A 15,972-nucleotide genomic window follows, 5' to 3' on the forward strand; every position below is an offset into this window, starting at 1 on the left:
CGCTACCTCCCGTACACCCGTTCTCCCGGCGGCCAGCGGGTAATCGTCACCGGGAGGTACGTGACGCGGCTGGTTCCGTCCGGTTGGCGCCGGACCAGCGAGTGCGTCAGGAAACGTTCGTCGTCGCGGGCCGGGAAGTCGGTGCGCTGGTGCGCGCCGCGCGACTCCTCCCGGCGGATCGCGCAGGCGATGATGCTCTCGGCAACATCCAGCATGAACCCGAGCTCGAGCCAGGCGATCAGCTCGGTGTTGAAGTTCGTGCTGTGGTCGTCGATCCCCGCGTGCCGGAAGCGCAGTTGCAGCTCCTGCAGCTGGTGCGCGGCCTTCGCGAGCGAGTCGCCGTCGCGGTAGATCCCGGCGCCGTTCTCCATCGTGGTCTGCATCTCGGTCCGGAGGTCCGCGATCCGCTCGTCCGTACGCCGCCGGACTTCCGTTGTCAGCCGCTGCTCCTCGTCCCGGCCCTGGGCGAGGATCGACGCAGGAATCGCGCGGTGGTACCGCCCGGCGAACACCGCGGCGGCCCGCCCGGCGCGGTTGCCGAAGACCAGGCACTCCGGCAGTGAGTTCGAGCCGAGCCGGTTGGCACCGTTGATGCTGACGCAGGCCACCTCGCCGGCCGCGTACAGCCCGTCGAGTGAGGTCGCGCCGTGCAGATCCGTGTGGACGCCTCCCATCATGTAATGCACGACCGGCCGCACCGGCACGAGCTCGTGCACCGGATCGATGTTCTGGTACTTCGAGCACAGCTCGCGGACGAACGGCAGCTTCGCGTCGATCAGTTTCGCGCCCAGGTGCCGCAGATCCAGGTTGACCACCGGCCCGTACGGCGTATCGATCGTGCGGCCCTTCTCCACCTCGTGCACGAACGCCTGCGAGAGCCGGTCGCGCGGCCCGAGTTCCATGTTGCGCAGCACCGGTTCCGGTGTCGGCGTACCGAGGTCGTAGTCCTGCAGGTAGCGGTAGCCGTCCTTGTTGAGCAGCCAGCCGCCCTCGGCCCGGGCCGCCTCGGTGATCAGGATGCCGGTGAACGGCAGCCCGGTCGGGTGGTACTGGACGAACTCCATGTCCTTCAGCGCGGCGCCGGCCCGGTAGGCGAGCGCCATCCCGTCGCCGGTCTTGATGTTCGCGTTCGTCGTGAACGGGAACACCCGACCGCAGCCGCCGGTGCAGACGATCACGGCGTTGGCGGTGATCGTCTCGATCCGCCCGGTCGCCAGTTCGATCGCGACGACGCCGTACGCGCGGCCGTTGTCGACCAGGATCTTCGTGACGTACCACTCGTCGTACCGGACGATGTCGGTGTACGAGAGCGCGGTCTGGAAGAGCGTGTGCAGCAGGTGGAAGCCGGTCCGGTCGGCCGCGAACCAGGTCCGCATCTTCTTCATGCCGCCGAACGCGCGGACGGCGACCTTCCCGTCCGGCTGCCGGCTCCACGGACAACCCCAGTGCTCGAGCCGCAGCAACTCACGCGGCGCCTCCGCGACGAACGCCTCCACCGCGTCCTGGTCGCACAGCCAGTCGCTGCCCGACACGGTGTCGTACGCGTGCTCGTCCAGCGAGTCGTCCGGCCCGGCGACGGCTGCGGCACCGCCCTCGGCGGACACGGTATGGCTGCGCATCGGGTAGACCTTCGAGATCACCGCGACCCGCAGCGCCGGGTTGGTCTCGGCCACCGCGATGGCAGCTCTCAACCCGGCGCCGCCGCCTCCGATCACCACGACGTCGTGATAGTCCGGCATGGCTAGGCTTCGTGGTCGCCGCTGTGCTCGTCCATCAGCACCTTGCCGTCGTGCCGCACGGTCCGGATCCGGACGCTGCCGTCGTGGAACTCGTGCCGCATCTGGCGGCACCCGCACGCGAACAGCATGTTGTCGATCCGGAGGCCCTCGAAGTCGTCCTCCTGGCTTCGATCCGCATCCCCGAGCCGCCCGCACGGCGCCCGCTCCCCGGTGAGATGCGTCTTGGTCCCCGTCATGCGCCCACCTCCTCGCCCTCCGAGGTGTTCATGACCTACATCACACCTCGATAGTGCGCCTCGGTGCCGACGACGGCAATGGCTTACGACTTGGCCTGGCGCCACTCACGTTCGAACGGGAGCCGCCAGGCGCGCGGCGCGATCAGCTGGTGGATCGCGTTCGGCCCCCAGGTGCCGGGCTGGTACGGCTTGGCGGGCGGCGGGTCGTCGAGCAGCGGCGCGGAGCGATCCCACAGCGACTCGATACCCTCCGCGGTCGTGAACAGCGTGTGGTCGCCGCGCATCGCGTCCAGGATCAACCGCTCGTACGCCTCCAGCACGTCGCCCGCGCTCTGGGTCTCCTGGGTGGAGAACTGCATCGACAGCTTCTCCAGCCGCATGCCCGGGCCGGGACGCTTGCCGTAGAACGACAGCGACACCCGCGACGAGTCGGCCAGGTCGAACGTCAGGTGGTCCGGACCCTCCGAGCCGACACCGGAGCCGGCCGGGAACATCGTCTTCGGCGCCTCCTTGAAGGCGATCGAGATGATCCGCTGGCCCTCGGCCATCTTCTTGCCGGTGCGCAGGTAGAACGGCACGCCGGCCCAGCGCCAGTTGTCGATCTCGACCTTGAGCGCGATGAACGTCTCGGTGTCCGAGTCCGGCGCGACACCCTCCTCGCTGCGGTAGCCGCCGTACTGACCGCGGACCACACAGGCCGGATCGAGCGGCAGCATCGACCGGAAGACCTTGTTCTTCTCCTCCGAGATCGCCCGCGGCTCCAGGGCGGTCGGCGGCTCCATCGCGACGAACGACATCACCTGCATCAGGTGTGTGACGACCATGTCCTTGAACGCGCCGGTCGGCTCGTAGAAGGTGGCCCGCTGGTCCAGGCCGAGCGCCTCGGGGATGTCGATCTGCACGTGGTCGATGAAGTTGCGGTTCCAGATCGGCTCGAACAGGCCGTTCGCGAACCGGAACGCCAGGATGTTCAGCGCGGCTTCCTTGCCGAGGAAGTGGTCGATCCGGAAGATCTGCGACTCGTCGAACGTCTCGTGGACGAAGTCGTTCAGCTCGATCGCGCTGGCCAGGTCGTCGCCGAACGGCTTCTCCATCACCACCCGGGCCCGCTCGACCAGGCCGGCGTCGCGCAGCATCGCGATCACCGCCTGGGCGGCCTTCGGCGGCACCGAGAGGTAGTGCAGCCGCCGGGTGTCCGGGCCGAGCAGTTCCTCGGCCGCCTTGACCGCGGCCGCCAGCGCGTCCGGGCCGGCGGTGACCGGCACGTACTCGAGCCGCTCGGCGAACTGCGCCCACTCCGCGTCGCTCATCGCGTGCGTGCCGAACATCTCGACCGCCTGCCGCGCCCGCTCGCGGAACTCGTCGCAGCTGAGCTCCTCGGTGGCGGTGCCGATGATCCGCACGTCCGGGGCGAACCGGGACTGCTGCAGGTACGCCAGCCCTGGCAGCAGCTTGCGCTTGGCCAGGTCACCGGTGGCGCCGAACAGCACGATCACGTGCGGCGCCAGCGGCTCCGGATCCCGCCGCGACGGTCGCGATCCGGGGGCCGGATACGCAATGGTCTGAGTACGGTCAGGCATTCAGTCCTCCCGAGGACGCCACCGGAGCCAACACTCTCCGCAGTCTAGGTGGCTCCGGTGACAGCCAGGGGTCAGGCTGATTGCCAGAGACCGAGGGTGTTGCCCTCCGGGTCCTTGAAGTAGGCCGCGAAGCCCATGTCGCCGACCGGCAGCTTCTCGCCGACCCGCTCGCCGCCGAGGCTCTCGATCGTCTTCCACGCCGCGTCGATGTCCGGGACGTCGATCGTCAGCATCGGCCGGGTGAGATCCTCGGTGCGCTGGAACATCCCGCCGTTGATGAAGCCGGGTTCGGCCGGCATCCCTTGCTCGTCGACCGGTCCGGTCGAGGCCATCGTGTAGCTCAGCTCGGGCATCTCCATCAGGTTCCACCCGAACGCCTCGCGGTAGAACACCCGCGCTCGCTCACCGTCGTCGTACGGCACCTCGAAGTGCACGATCCGCCCTGTCATCTGCTGTACCTCCCCCAAAGAGTTCCCTTGCTGCCGACGCTAGACCTGCGAGGATGAAGCGGTGAAGTACCTGCTGATGATCTGTGGAGACGAGTCGGCCGCCGCGCACGCCAACGACGGGTGCGGTGGCTGGACGGAGGAGATGGAGTCCCGCGGGGTGGTGGCCGGCGGGGCCGGGCTGCGGCCGCCGGACGAGGCGACCACGGTCCGGGTGCGTGCCGGGGAGTTGCTGCTGACCGACGGGCCGTTCGCGGAGACGAAGGAGCAGATCGGCGGGTTCGTGCTGATCGACTGCGCCGACCTGGACGAGGCGATCGAGATCGCGTCCAGGCACCCTGCGGCCGGCTACGGCACGATCGAGATCCGGCCCGTGCTGGAACCACCGGTGTGACCTTCGAGGAGATCTACCGGCAGGAGTGGGGCCAGGTGGTCGCCACGCTGATCCGGTTGACCGGCGACTGGGAGCTGGCCGAGGAGTGCGCGCAGGAGGCGTTCGCCGCGGCGCTGCTGCGGTGGCCGAAGGACGGCGTACCGGATCGGCCGGGCGCCTGGCTGACCAGGACCGCCCGCAACCGGGCCATCGACTGGCTGCGCCGCGAAGCCGTCGGTGCGGCCAAGCTGCGGCAGGTGGCCGCGGTCGGGTCCGAGCAGGACGCGCCGTACGACGTACCGGACGACCGGCTGCGGCTGATGTTCACGTGCTGTCATCCCGCCCTGGCGATGGAGGCCCGCGTCGCGTTGACGCTACGGACCCTGGCCGGTCTGAGTACGGCGGAGATCGCGCGGGCGTTCCTGGTCCCGGAGACCACCATGTCGAAGCGCCTGACCCGCGCGAAGCAGAAGATCCAGCACGCGGGCATCCCGTACCGCGTCCCGCCGGCGCATCTGCTGCCGCAGCGGACACCGGCCGTACTGGCGGTGCTGTATCTGCTGTTCAACGAGGGGTACACCGACGTCGTCCGGAGCAATCTGACCGGTGAAGCGATCAGGCTGGCCAGGCTGCTCGTCCAGCTGATGCCCGACGAGCCCGAGGCGGCGGGTCTCCTCGCTCTCATGCTCTTCCACGACGCCCGCCGCGACGCCCGCGTGGCACCTGACGGCGCCCTGATCACGCTGGACGACCAGGACCGCACCCGCTGGGACCACGCCCGGATCGCCGAAGGTGTTGACGTCCTGGACGCAGCACTCCGCCGCAACGAGCCCGGCCCGTACCAGATCCAGGCAGCAATCGCCGCCTGTCACGCCACCGCCCGCACCCCCAACGACACCGACTGGCCCCAGATCGCCGCCCTCTACGCCCAACTCCCACAAACCCCCGTAGTAGCCCTCAACCGCGCCGTAGCCATAGGCATGGCCGACGGCCCAGCAGTAGGCCTCCGCTTAGTAGACGCCCTGGCCACCGGCGACCTCTCCGGCTACCACCTCCTCCCAGCCACCCGAGCAGACTTCCTCCGCCGCCTGCAGCGCTGGCCGGAGGCGACCACGGCGTACCAGGAAGCCCTGACGCTGGCCACCACGGACGCCGAACGCAGGTATCTGGAAAAAAGACTGCGGGAGGTGTCTGTCCGGGCCTGAGCCGTTCGTCGGTGGGGCATGACGGATATCAGGGCTGCTGTGGCGGCTGAGCGGAGTGAGTTGGTTGGGGTGCTGGCCGGGCTGGGGGAGGAGGACTGGGACCGGCCTACGTTGTGTGACGGGTGGCGGGTGCGGGAGTTGGTTGCGCATATCACCATGCCGTTCCGGGTCTCTGGACCGCGGTTCGTCGCCGGGATGCTGCGGGCGGGAGGGAACTTCAACCGGTACGCCGATCGGCAGGCGCGCCGGGATGCGGTGGAGCTGACGCCGGCGGAGCTGGTCGGGTGTCTGCGGCAGAACGTCGATCACGCGTGGAAACCGCCGGGTGGCGGGTATGCCGGCGCGCTGGCGCACGACGTGACGCACGGGCTCGACCTGACCGTTGCGCTGGGCATCGATCGCCGGGTGCCGGAGGAGCAGATGCGGATCATCTTCGACGCGCTGAAGCCGCGTCAGGTCAAGTTCTTCGGCGTCGACCTGGCCGGCGTACAACTGCGAGCCACCGATCTCGCCTGGAGCTACGGCACCGGCGTACCGCTCACCGGAACGGCGCAGGACCTCCTGCTGGTCCTCAGCGGTCGTAGCCTCCCGCCGAACCACTTGTCCGGACGTGACGCCGACCGATTCACCGTTGGAGTGACCCGATGATCATCAGCCTGCCGATCGAGGACCGCCCGCGTTCGTACGCGTTCTACCAGGAGGCGCTCGGCCTGACGCCCGTTGGCGAGCCCGACGAGGACGGCATCCCGGAACCGCTGCAGTTCCAGCTGACCGCGGACGTCACGATGATGCTGATCCCGACCGGCGGCTTCGGCTGGGTGCTCGGCGAGCAGCCCGCCGCGCCACCGGGGCAGAGCGAGTGCATCCTCGGCCTGCGCGTCGACAGCGAGGACGCGGTCGACGCGGCGTCGGCCAAGGCGGTCGCCGCCGGGGCCGTGCAGGTGACGGTCCCGACTCGCAAGCCGTGGGCCTACCTGACCACGTTCACCGACCCCGACGGCCACCTGTGGATGGTCAGCACGGACTGGAGCACGGACTAGAGCACCGACTAGAGCACGCGGTGGCTGAAGGCGGTCGCCTGTCGCGTTCCGGCCGGGTGGAAGCGGAACAGGCGGCCGCCGTACCGCAGCCACTCGACCTGTCCGTCGTTGCCGCGGACGAAGTTGGCCCGGACGTGCGTGGGCGTACCGTCCGGGTTCAGCGCAAGCACGTAGTCCTTGCGGTAGAACGCGAACCGGAACAGCGTCTGGCCGCCCACCCCCGCGACCAGCTCGCCGCCGTCGGCGGAGACATCCAGTCCGAGCTCCTCCGGCTTGCCGTCGAACCCGATCTGCTGTGAGACGTACGTGCCCGCGTACTCCGCCAGCCGGCGCGGCGGCAGCTCCCGCGGTACGGCGGGGAGGTTGCTGACACCGGCGAACTCCTGCAACGCCCAGTCATCGGCGAACAGGTCCGCGACCAGCAACGGCCCGCTCTCGGAGTTGGTCAGCAGCGTGATGGCGAAGTCCCGCTCAGGAACGAGCAGGAAGCCGGAGTGCTGCCCGTTCCAGTCCCCACCGTGCTGCACGACGGTCGGGCCCTGAGCGGTCGGGCGCAACATCCAGCCGACCCCGACGCCCTTCAGCTCGACGAACAGCGTGCCGCCCGGACCCGGATGCGACTGCATGGCGCGCCTGCTGCGGTCGCTCAGCAGCTGGGGCATGTCCCGATGCCCCAGGTGGTACCGCGCGTACCGCAGCTGGTCCCGCGCGCTCGAGATCAGCCCGCCGATCGAGTGCAGCGCCCGCGGCATCGCGTCGAACGTCGGCTCGACGACCGGCTTGCCGTCGACGATGTTGTGCGACGCGGCCACGCTGAAGCCGTCCAGCTCGCTGCGGAAGAACCGGCTGTGCCCGAGTCCCAGCGGGTCGACGACCAGTTCGCGGGCGGCGACCTCGTACGGCTTCCCGGTCACCACCTCGATGATCCGCCCGGCGACGCCGATCGCCGCGTTGTTGTACGAGAACACCTTCCCGAGCGGCGTGAGCTGCGGGACCTTCGGCATGCCGCCGACGTACGTCGCGAGCGCGTCGTCGCCCTGGCCGGTGTCCTCGAAGTAGTCGCCCTGCCAGCCGGCGGAGTGGTTCAGCAGTTGCCGGACAGTGACCCGCGCCGCGACCGACGGGTCCTGGGTCGCGAAGTCCGGCAGGTACGCGCGGACCGGCCGGTCGAGACCGATCCGGCCGCGCTCGACGAGCCGCATGATCGCGGTCGCGGTGAACGTCTTGCTGGTCGAGCCGATCCGGAACACGGTGTCGCCGGACACCGGCTCGCCGGTGTCCACACTCGTGACGCCGAAGCCACGGACGTACTCCCGGCCGCGGTACCAGACGCCGAGCCCGGCGCCGGGGATCGCGTACTTCGCCAGGCCGGCCTCGATCTTCTCGGCCAGCCGCCCGATCGCGACCGGCTCCCGGAGACCGGCGGCGGGCCCGGTGGCCGCGGCGGGCGCGGTGGACAATGCGGCAACAGGTACGACAGCGGCCGCGGACTTGAGCACGGTGCGACGGGTGAGCGACACGTCAACGTCTCCTCGGGCGAACGGGAATGCTTCCAATGCCGCTATTATTACCAGCGTTGGTATCAATGGATACCCTGAAAGAACCCTGATGGAGCGTCGATGGACGAGTCGCCGACCCCGGTGCTGGACGTGCTGCTGCACCCGATCCGCTGGCGGATCGCGCAGCGGGCCCTCGGTCGTGAGGTCACCACCACGGACCTGAAGCGCGACCTGCCCGACATCCCCACCACGACGCTCTACCGCCACGTCGCCGCGCTGATCGACGCCGGGTACCTGACCGTGGTCCGCGAGCGCAAGATCCGCGGTACGACGGAACGGACGCTCAGCCTGGACCAGACCAAGGTCGGCCGGATCGACGAGCGCGAGGCACGCGCCATGACGGCGGACCAGCACCGCCAGGCGTTCCTGATGATGCTGACCCGCCTGGCCGCCGACTTCGACCGCGCGGTCGACAGCGGCGACCTGCAACCGCGGCTGGACCAACTGGGCTACTCGCAGCTCGCCCTCTACCTGAGCCCGGACGACATGGCAGCCTTCCGGGCCGGCTTCACGAAACTCGTCGAGCCCTACCTGGCCGAGTCGCCGGGCAAGGACCGCGTCGTGCTGTCGACGTTCTCCTTGCCGGACAGCTGATCACGCGTCAGGCGGAGCTGGCCGACGTCGAGGTAGCCGGCGGCGAAGCCTGCCTCGCAGTAGGCCAGGTAGTACTCCCAGGCTCGCCGGAAGGACTCGTCGAAGCCCTCGGTCCGGACGGCCTGCCAGTTGGCGGTGAACTGCTGCCGCCAGCGGCGGAGCGTCTCCGCGTAGTCCTGGCCGAACCGGTAGTCGTCGTCGACCGTCAAGGTGGTGTGCCGCGCGACGGTCTCGTCGATCGCGGTCCGGGACGGGATCAGGCCGCCGGGGAAGATGTACTTCTGGATCCAGCTGTACGAGTGGCGGGTGGCGAGCATCCGGTCGTGGTCCATCAGGATCGCCTGCAGCGCGACCTTGCCGCGCGGTGCGAGCAGCTGGTCCAGGGTGCGGAAGTAGTCCGGCCAGTACTCCTCGCCGACCGCCTCGATCATCTCCACGCTGACCACCGCGTCGTACGAACCGGTGACGGCCCGATAGTCCTGGAGCCGCAGGTCGACGCGGTCGGCGAGCCCGGCGTCGGCGACCCGCTTCTCGGCCAGCTGCAGCTGCTCGGTCGACAGTGTGACGCCGGTGACGTGGGCACCGCGGCGGGCCGCGGCGATGGCCAGCGTGCCCCAGCCGATCCCGATCTCCAGCACCCGGCTGCCGGCGCCGACGCCGGCGAGGTCGAGGATCCGCTCGACCTTGCGGGTCTGCGCCGCTTCGAGATCCTGACCGGACACCGGTCCGTCGTGATCGAAGAGCGCGGAGCTGTATGTCATGCCAGGGTCCAGGAACGCCCCGAACAATGCGTTGCTGAGGTCGTAGTGCGCGCTGATGTTGCTGCGGGCACCGGTCAGCGTGTTGCGCTGCCAGCGGGGTACGCGCCGGTCGACCAGCCGCCGGAAGCGGAGCAGCGCGGCCGGCACCAGATGGGCGACGCGCTCCGCGAACGGTGTCAGCAGATCACCGAGGTCGGTGCCGTCGGCCGCAACCCAGTCGCCGGCCATGTACGCCTCGCCGAGCCCGATCTTCGGGTTGTGCGCCAGCCGTTCGAACATCGACTCCGGCCGCACGATCCGCAGGACCGGAGCGTCGGGTCCGCCGCCGCCGCGGACCGTCCCGTCCGGGTAGACCGCGCGGACCGCGATGCCGTCGAGCATCCGGTCGACGATCAGCCGGGCGACCCAGGCCCGGACGCAGAGCGGCCGGAACGCCGGGTGGCGCAGGCAGAGTGGTTGCGCGACGGTCAGCGTGCTCATCGAAGTCCCTCCTGGAGTTGGTGCTCGGGGCGCTGCATGACGGGAAGGCGGCGGGCCCACAGCCGGATGCCGTGCAGCCGGATGAGCGCGGACACCCGTTGCGGCATCAGCGGCATCCGGACGGCGGCGGCGAGGATCGCCCGACGGGTGGCGGGCCGTGGTGCGCCGTCGAAACTGGCGCCGAAGACCGTACGGCCGGCGCGGGACAGGTTCACCTGGACGCGCACCCGGTCGCGGTCCAGCAGGAACCGCAGTTCGTAGTCGCCCGAGACATCGTTGAACGGCGAGACGTAGAACTGTTTCGCGGTCCCGGCGGTGCCGCCCGCGTCCGGCGTCAGCAGATACACGTGCCGTTCGCCGTACGTGTTGTGCACCTCCGCCACGACGTACGGGCTGTCCACGCACCAGAAGACGGTCAGCGGATCGAAGACGTGGCCGAGCACGCGGGCGTTGGCGAGCATCAGCACGCGTCCGTCGTACTCGATGCCCTGGCTGTGGAGATAGCGGCGCAGTTCGGCCTTGATCGTGGGACCGCGGCCGCCGAGATGGTCACGCGCGTCGAACCGGGCCAGCGGGCGCAGGTACCACGGCAGCCGCGGCAGGTCGTCCAGATCGACCAGCCACTGGTACACCCGGTACCGGAAAGCGTGGCGGATCGGGACGGATCGCCCGTGCTTGACCGAGCCGATGACGATCGCCGGCGTTGTGGGGTACAACCCGGCGACCGTCACCAGCGAACCCCGAAGGCCCCGGCTGCCGCTACGCCGGCGCGGCAGCCGTCCTCGTGGAAACCCCAGCCGTGATACGCCCCTGCAAACGCGGTACGGCTGGTGTTGAGGGTCGCCAGCAGGGGCTGGGCGGCGACCGCCTTCGGGGTGTACAGGGGGTGCCGGTAGTCCATCCGGGCGATCACCCGCGCCGGATCGACCGCGTCGGCACCGTTCAGCGTGACCAGGTAGGTCTCGCCGGTCTCCAGACCTTGCAGCTTGTTCATCCAGTACGTCGTCAGCGGCGCGCCGGGGCGGATCACGTGGTTCCACGAGGCGCGGGCGTTCTTCGTTGCCGGAAGCAAGGAGGTGTCGGTGTGCAGCACCGTCGCGTTGTCGCTGTACCCGAACGGTCCGAGCACCGCCTTCTCCTCGGGTGACGCGTCCGCGAGCAGGTCGAGGGCCTGGTCCGCGTGGGTGGCCAGCACGACCCGGTCGAACTCCTTCGTGGTGCCGTCGGCACCGGTGATCGTCACGCCGTCCGGGTGCCGTTGGACGGAACGCACCGGCCGGCTGGTGCGGACCGTGCCGATCCGCGCGGCGACGGCGTCGACGTACTGCCGGGAGCCGCCCGTGACGGTCAGCCATTGCGGCGAGCCGCTGACCGAGAGCATGCCGTGGTGGTCGAGGAAACGGAACAGGTACCGCGCCGGGTACGTCAGCGCCGAGTTGCCGCCGCACGACCACACGCAGGACACCACGGGGACGGCGTACAGCCGGGTGAAGTCCGGGCCGAAGCGCTTGGCCTCGAGGAACTCGCCGAGCGTCGCGAGGTCGTCGTCGCCGGTGCGCGCGATGTAGCGCGCGGCGCTGCGGTGGAAGCGGCGCACCTCGCGGAGCAGGCCGAGGAAGCGCGGGTCGGCGAGCCGACGGCGCTGGGCGAAGATCCCGGTCGCGCCGCGGCCGCCGGCGAACTCGAGTCCGGTGGCCGGATCGCAGATGCTCATACTCATCTCGGTCGGCCGGGTCCGGACGTCGAGCTCGCCGAACAGCTTCCGCAGCAGGGGATAGGTGCGGGTGTTGTGCACGATGAAGCCGGTGTCGATCGCGAGCCGCTGCCCGGCGGGGTCGGTGACGTCGTGCGTGTGCGCGTGCCCGCCGAGCCGCGGCTCGGCCTCGAGCAGCGTGACGGCGTAGCGCCGGCCGAGCAGATAGGCGGCTGTCAGGCCGGACACGCCGGCGCCGATCACAGCCACGGACTCGGTCATGGTCTGGCCTCCAAGGCTGTCTAAGGTTTGTCTAGAGATTAGGCATATCGAGGGCCTCTAGTCAAAGGTCTGTCTAGAGTTTGTATAGTGTGCTCATGGAGACTTCGGTGCCGGGCGGTCTGCGGATCGGCGCGCTGAGCAAGCGCGCCGGTGTCAGCGAGCACGTCCTGCGGGCCTGGGAATCCCGTTACGGCCTGCTGTCCCCGACCCGTTCGCCGGGCGGCTTCCGGCTGTATTCCGACGCCGACGTGCGCCGGGTGCAGCGGATGCGGGCCTACATCGCCGACGGTCTGTCCGCCGCCGAGGCGGCCCGCGCGGTGCTGGCCGAGCCCGACGGAGCGCCGGCGGCCGCGGACCCGTTGCTGGTCCGGATGGCCGAGGCCGGCGGCACGGCGCGGCTGCGGTCCGCGCTGGACGATCTCGACGAGCGGGCAGCGCACGCCGTCCTGGACCAACTGTTCGGTGCGCTGACCGTCGAGGCGGTGATCCGCGAGGTGCTGATGCCGTATCTGCGGGAGCTGGGTGACCGGTGGGAGCGCGGCGACGTGACCGTCGGCCAGGAACACTTCGCCAGCAACGTCATCAGGTCACGGCTGGCCGCTTTGTCGACGGGCTGGGGAGCAGGTCACGGTCCGCGAGCACTGCTCGCCTGTCCGCCCGGCGAGTTGCACGACATCGCCCTGCTGTCCTTCGGTCTGGTCCTGCGCCGCTCCGGCTGGCGGGTGGTCTTCCTCGGCGCCGACTCGCCGATGGCCGACGTCGAACGGACGGCCGGGGCGCTCGGACCGGACCTGGTGATGCTGTCCGCCTCGGACCGGTCGCGCTTCGACGCGATCCGTCCGGAGCTCGTCCAGCTCTCGCACGGCCGATCGGTCGCACTCGCGGGCGCGGGCGCTTCGATGGAGCTGGCGGCGACGGTCGGAGCGCAGTACGTCGACCTGGACCCGGCGACCGCCGCCGAGCGATTGGCCCAGCGATGACCCGGATCCTCGTCACCGGAGCGACCGGCTACATCGGCGGACGGCTGGTCCCTGAGCTCTTGGCCGCCGGGTACGACGTGCGCGTCCTGGCGCGGCACCCGGAGCGACTCGACACCCGCCCGTGGCGGTCCCGGATCGAGGTCGTGGCCGGGGACGCCTCCGATCCGGCGGTGCTGACCAGAGCGCTGGACTGCGTCGACGTCGCGTACTACCTGATCCACTCGATGGGCTCCGGGCAGCAGTTCGAGGTGCGCGACCGGCGTACCGCCCTGGCCTTCGGGGCAGCCTGCCGCGAGTCCGGCGTCGCCCGGATCGTGTACCTCGGCGGGCTGCACCCGGACGACGAGGACCTGTCCCGGCACCTCGGGTCCCGCCGCGAGGTGGGCGAGATCCTGCTGGCCAGCGGCGTGCCGACGACCGTGCTCCGGGCCGCGGTCATCATCGGCTCCGGCTCGGCGTCCTTCGAGATGCTGCGCTACCTGACCGAGCGGCTGCCGGTGATGCTCACGCCGCGCTGGCTGGACACGCGGATCCAGCCGATCGCGGTCCGCGACGTACTGCGCTATCTCGTCGGGTCCGCGCAGATGCCGGTCGACGTGAACCGTGGCTTCGACATCGGCGGACCGGACGTGCTGACGTACCGCGCGATGATGCAGCGCTACGCAGCCGTGGCAGGCCTGCGGCCGCGGCGGATCGTGACGCTGCCGCTGCTGTCGCCCGGCCTGTCGAGTCACTGGGTCGGTCTGGTCACGCCGGTGCCGAGCGGCATTGCCCGGCCGCTGGTCGACAGCCTGGTGCACGAGGTGGTCTGCAAGGACCACGACATCGACCAGTACGTCCCTCCGCGCCGCGGAGGTGCCATCGGCTTCGACCGGGCCGTCGAGCTCGCGCTGAAGAAGGTGCACGACCTGGACGTGACCACGTCCTGGGCCTCCGCCTCGACACCCGGTGCGCCGAGTGATCCGCTGCCGAGCGACCCGGACTGGTCCGGCGGCTCGCTGTACGTCGACGAGCGCGACTGCACGGTCGACGCGGCGCCGGAGCGGCTCTGGAAGGTGATCGAGGGCATCGGCGGCCGCCGCGGCTGGTACTCGTGGCGACTCGGCTGGTGGACCCGCGGTCTGCTCGACCGGGTCGTCGGCGGCCCGGGCCTGCGCCGCGGCCGGCTGCACCCCGACAGGCTGGCCGTGGGGGACCCGCTCGACTGGTGGCGGGTGGAGACCGTGGAGCCCGGCCGGCTGCTCCGCCTGCGTGCCGAGATGCGACTGCCCGGCGAGGCCTGGCTCGAGTTGCGCGCCGGTACCGACGGGAACGGCCGCACGCTGTTCCGGCAGCGCGCGCTGTTCCACCCCCGCGGTCTACCGGGGGAGCTGTACTGGGCGGCCATCCGACCGTTCCACGACGTCGTCTTCGGCGGCATGCAACGCAACATCGCCCATGCCGCCGAACGAACGGAGGAGAACAGATGATCGTCATCGAACGCGAAGTCACGGTAGCGGCCGACGCCGCACGGGTCTTCGGCTATCTCGCAGACTTCCGCACCACCCAGGAATGGGACCCGGGCACGGTGCGCACCACGCTGGTCTCAGGTGACGGCGGGGTCGGCACGACGTACCACAACACCTCCCGCTTCAACGGCCGCGAGACCGAGCTCACCTACGTGGTCGAGGAGTGCGTCCGGCCGGACCGGATCGTCCTGCGCGGCGAGAACCGGACAATCGTTGCCCGCGACACCATGACGTTCCACAGCGAGTCCCACCTGACCCGGGTCACCTACCGGGCCGAGTTCCGGCTCAAGGGTCTCGTCGGCCTCGCCGAACCTTTCCTGCGCAGGTCGTTCGACCGGCTGGGGGAGGAGGCCGAGGAAGGCCTCCGCAACGCCTTGGGAAGGCTGGCCGCATGAGCGGAGTCCTGGACACCCTTCTGGACCGCACGATCGTGCCCGGCTACACCCGTCTCGGCTATCGCCTGCGCAGCCGTCGTTGGCCGGACAACGACCCAGCGCCAGGCTCTCTGGTTGGCAAGACCGCCGTGGTCACAGGAGCCCGCTCCGGCCTCGGCAAGGCAACAGCGGCGGGCCTCGCCCGCCTGGGTGCCAGAGTCCGGCTGGTCGTCCGCGACGCAGACCGGGCCGCCGCCACGCTGACCGAGCTGCGCCGCGAACTCCCCGACGCGGACCTCGTCCTGGACGAGTGCGACGTCTCCGACCTGGACGCCGTACGCCGCTACGCGGCCGGACTGACCGGCCCTGTCGACGTCCTGGTCCACAACGCCGGCGTCATGCCACCCAGCCGTACAGAATCCGCCCAGGGCCACGAACTGACCTTCGCCACCCACGTCCTCGGGCCACTGCTACTGACTGAGCTTCTGCGTGCCAACCTGAAGGACGGCCGGGTCATCTTCGTGGCCTCCGGCGGCATGTACACGCAGCGGCTCCCGGCCGACGACCCTGAGTACCTCCAGGGCACTTACCACGGCGCCACGGCCTACGCCCGCAGCAAGCGCATCCAAGTAGCCCTGACCCCACTCCTGGCAGCAGACCTGGCCCCCACGTTCGTCGCCACCATGCACCCCGGCTGGTCCGAAACCCCCGGCCTGACCGACTCCCTCCCCGGCTTCACCCGCCTCACCAAGCCGTTCCTCAGAACCCCCGAAGAAGGCGTGGACACCACCCTCTGGCTCGCCGCCACCCACCCGACACCCCCAACAGGCAAGTTCTGGCACGACCGCGAACCCCGCCCACCCCACTACTTCCGCCACACCCAAAGCCCCGAAGCAGAAACAAACCACCTCTGGACCCACTGCCGAACCACCGCCGGCATCCCCTGACCCACACCCCGCCGTCCCCCGAACCCCAGCCCGCCAGCCGCCGCCTCCCCGCCCCGCCGGCCGCCGCATCCCCGCCGCGCCCGACGCCGCATCCCCGCCCCGCCGGCCGCCGCCTCCCCGCCGCGCCCGACGCCACGGCTAGGAGTTCGCGGGTGCGCTCGTACATTCCCGCCGC

At 70.2% G+C, this 15,972-nt stretch carries 17 protein-coding genes; 9 read left to right on the forward strand and 8 right to left on the reverse strand.

All coding sequences use genetic code 11. The annotated features are described in order from the left end of the window. Positions 1-2: 2 nt before the first annotated feature. From frdA to ABZW60_RS38675, 4 genes are all read right to left on the reverse strand, one after another. Complete coding sequence (frdA, locus tag ABZW60_RS38660) at positions 3-1,739, reverse strand: fumarate reductase (quinol) flavoprotein subunit (protein ID WP_355485606.1); 1,737 nt, start codon at positions 1,737-1,739, stop codon at positions 3-5. Between the two features lie 2 nt (positions 1,740-1,741). Continuing rightward, positions 1,742-1,975 (reverse strand): hypothetical protein, encoded by a 234-nt coding sequence (locus ABZW60_RS38665; protein WP_355485608.1) that lies wholly within the window; start codon positions 1,973-1,975, stop codon positions 1,742-1,744. Between the two features lie 83 nt (positions 1,976-2,058). Further along, positions 2,059-3,555 carry a glucose-6-phosphate dehydrogenase gene (gene zwf / locus ABZW60_RS38670; RefSeq protein ID WP_355485610.1) on the reverse strand — a complete coding sequence of 499 codons (1,497 nt, stop codon included), beginning with the start codon at positions 3,553-3,555 and terminating at the stop codon, positions 2,059-2,061. A gap of 71 nt (positions 3,556-3,626) precedes the next feature. Next, complete coding sequence (locus ABZW60_RS38675) at positions 3,627-4,004, reverse strand: VOC family protein (protein ID WP_355485612.1); 378 nt, start codon at positions 4,002-4,004, stop codon at positions 3,627-3,629. 61 nt (positions 4,005-4,065) lie between these two features. Between ABZW60_RS38675 and ABZW60_RS38680 the strand changes: the two genes are divergently transcribed. The 4 genes from ABZW60_RS38680 to ABZW60_RS38695 are packed head-to-tail and all read left to right on the forward strand — an operon-like array spanning position 4,066 to position 6,619. Next, entirely contained in the window at positions 4,066-4,395 is a 330-nt protein-coding gene (locus ABZW60_RS38680; protein ID WP_355485613.1) for a YciI family protein, read from the forward strand. Continuing rightward, on the forward strand, positions 4,392-5,579 hold the full coding sequence (locus tag ABZW60_RS38685; RefSeq protein ID WP_355485615.1) for an RNA polymerase sigma factor: 1,188 nt from the start codon (positions 4,392-4,394) through the stop codon (positions 5,577-5,579). The genes ABZW60_RS38680 and ABZW60_RS38685 overlap by 4 nt, the downstream gene beginning before the upstream one ends. 18 nt (positions 5,580-5,597) lie before the next feature. Beyond that, positions 5,598-6,227, forward strand: a complete 630-nt coding sequence (locus ABZW60_RS38690; protein ID WP_355485617.1) for a maleylpyruvate isomerase family mycothiol-dependent enzyme — start codon at positions 5,598-5,600, stop codon at positions 6,225-6,227. Further along, complete coding sequence (locus ABZW60_RS38695; RefSeq protein WP_355485618.1) at positions 6,224-6,619, forward strand: VOC family protein; 396 nt, start codon at positions 6,224-6,226, stop codon at positions 6,617-6,619. Before ABZW60_RS38690 ends, ABZW60_RS38695 begins: the two co-directional genes overlap by 4 nt. Positions 6,620-6,627: 8 nt before the next feature. Here ABZW60_RS38695 and ABZW60_RS38700 read toward each other — a convergent pair whose 3' ends face one another. Beyond that, positions 6,628-8,139 carry a serine hydrolase domain-containing protein gene (locus ABZW60_RS38700; protein WP_355485620.1) on the reverse strand — a complete coding sequence of 504 codons (1,512 nt, stop codon included), beginning with the start codon at positions 8,137-8,139 and terminating at the stop codon, positions 6,628-6,630. A gap of 99 nt (positions 8,140-8,238) precedes the next feature. Between ABZW60_RS38700 and ABZW60_RS38705 the strand changes: the two genes are divergently transcribed. Then, positions 8,239-8,772 carry a hypothetical protein gene (locus ABZW60_RS38705; RefSeq protein ID WP_355485621.1) on the forward strand — a complete coding sequence of 178 codons (534 nt, stop codon included), beginning with the start codon at positions 8,239-8,241 and terminating at the stop codon, positions 8,770-8,772. Here ABZW60_RS38705 and ABZW60_RS38710 read toward each other — a convergent pair. The 3 genes from ABZW60_RS38710 to ABZW60_RS38720 are packed head-to-tail and all read right to left on the reverse strand — an operon-like array spanning position 8,706 to position 11,988. After that, on the reverse strand, positions 8,706-10,013 hold the full coding sequence (locus ABZW60_RS38710) for a cyclopropane-fatty-acyl-phospholipid synthase family protein (RefSeq protein ID WP_355485623.1): 1,308 nt from the start codon (positions 10,011-10,013) through the stop codon (positions 8,706-8,708). The genes ABZW60_RS38705 and ABZW60_RS38710 overlap by 67 nt on opposite strands. Then, positions 10,010-10,744, reverse strand: coding sequence for a DUF1365 domain-containing protein (locus ABZW60_RS38715; protein ID WP_355485625.1), 735 nt, complete (start codon positions 10,742-10,744; stop codon positions 10,010-10,012). The genes ABZW60_RS38710 and ABZW60_RS38715 overlap by 4 nt, the downstream gene beginning before the upstream one ends. Further along, positions 10,741-11,988 (reverse strand): FAD-dependent oxidoreductase, encoded by a 1,248-nt coding sequence (locus ABZW60_RS38720; RefSeq protein ID WP_355485627.1) that lies wholly within the window; start codon positions 11,986-11,988, stop codon positions 10,741-10,743. The genes ABZW60_RS38715 and ABZW60_RS38720 overlap by 4 nt, the downstream gene beginning before the upstream one ends. Before the next feature lie 95 nt (positions 11,989-12,083). Between ABZW60_RS38720 and ABZW60_RS38725 the strand changes: the two genes are divergently transcribed. Genes ABZW60_RS38725 through ABZW60_RS38740 form a run of 4 tightly spaced genes read left to right on the forward strand, consistent with a single transcriptional unit; the run spans position 12,084 to position 15,797 of the window. After that, positions 12,084-12,968 carry a cobalamin B12-binding domain-containing protein gene (locus ABZW60_RS38725; RefSeq protein ID WP_355485629.1) on the forward strand — a complete coding sequence of 295 codons (885 nt, stop codon included), beginning with the start codon at positions 12,084-12,086 and terminating at the stop codon, positions 12,966-12,968. Then, positions 12,965-14,437 (forward strand): SDR family oxidoreductase, encoded by a 1,473-nt coding sequence (locus ABZW60_RS38730; protein ID WP_355485631.1) that lies wholly within the window; start codon positions 12,965-12,967, stop codon positions 14,435-14,437. Before ABZW60_RS38725 ends, ABZW60_RS38730 begins: the two co-directional genes overlap by 4 nt. Continuing rightward, positions 14,434-14,871: an SRPBCC family protein gene (locus ABZW60_RS38735; protein ID WP_355485633.1), complete on the forward strand. Its 438-nt coding sequence runs from the start codon at positions 14,434-14,436 to the stop codon at positions 14,869-14,871. The genes ABZW60_RS38730 and ABZW60_RS38735 overlap by 4 nt, the downstream gene beginning before the upstream one ends. After that, complete coding sequence (locus tag ABZW60_RS38740) at positions 14,868-15,797, forward strand: SDR family NAD(P)-dependent oxidoreductase (protein WP_355485635.1); 930 nt, start codon at positions 14,868-14,870, stop codon at positions 15,795-15,797. The genes ABZW60_RS38735 and ABZW60_RS38740 overlap by 4 nt, the downstream gene beginning before the upstream one ends. Positions 15,798-15,972: the final 175 nt, after the last annotated feature.

The organism is Kribbella sp. NPDC003557, assembly GCF_040610805.1.
Classification (GTDB): Bacteria; Actinomycetota; Actinomycetes; order Propionibacteriales; family Kribbellaceae; genus Kribbella.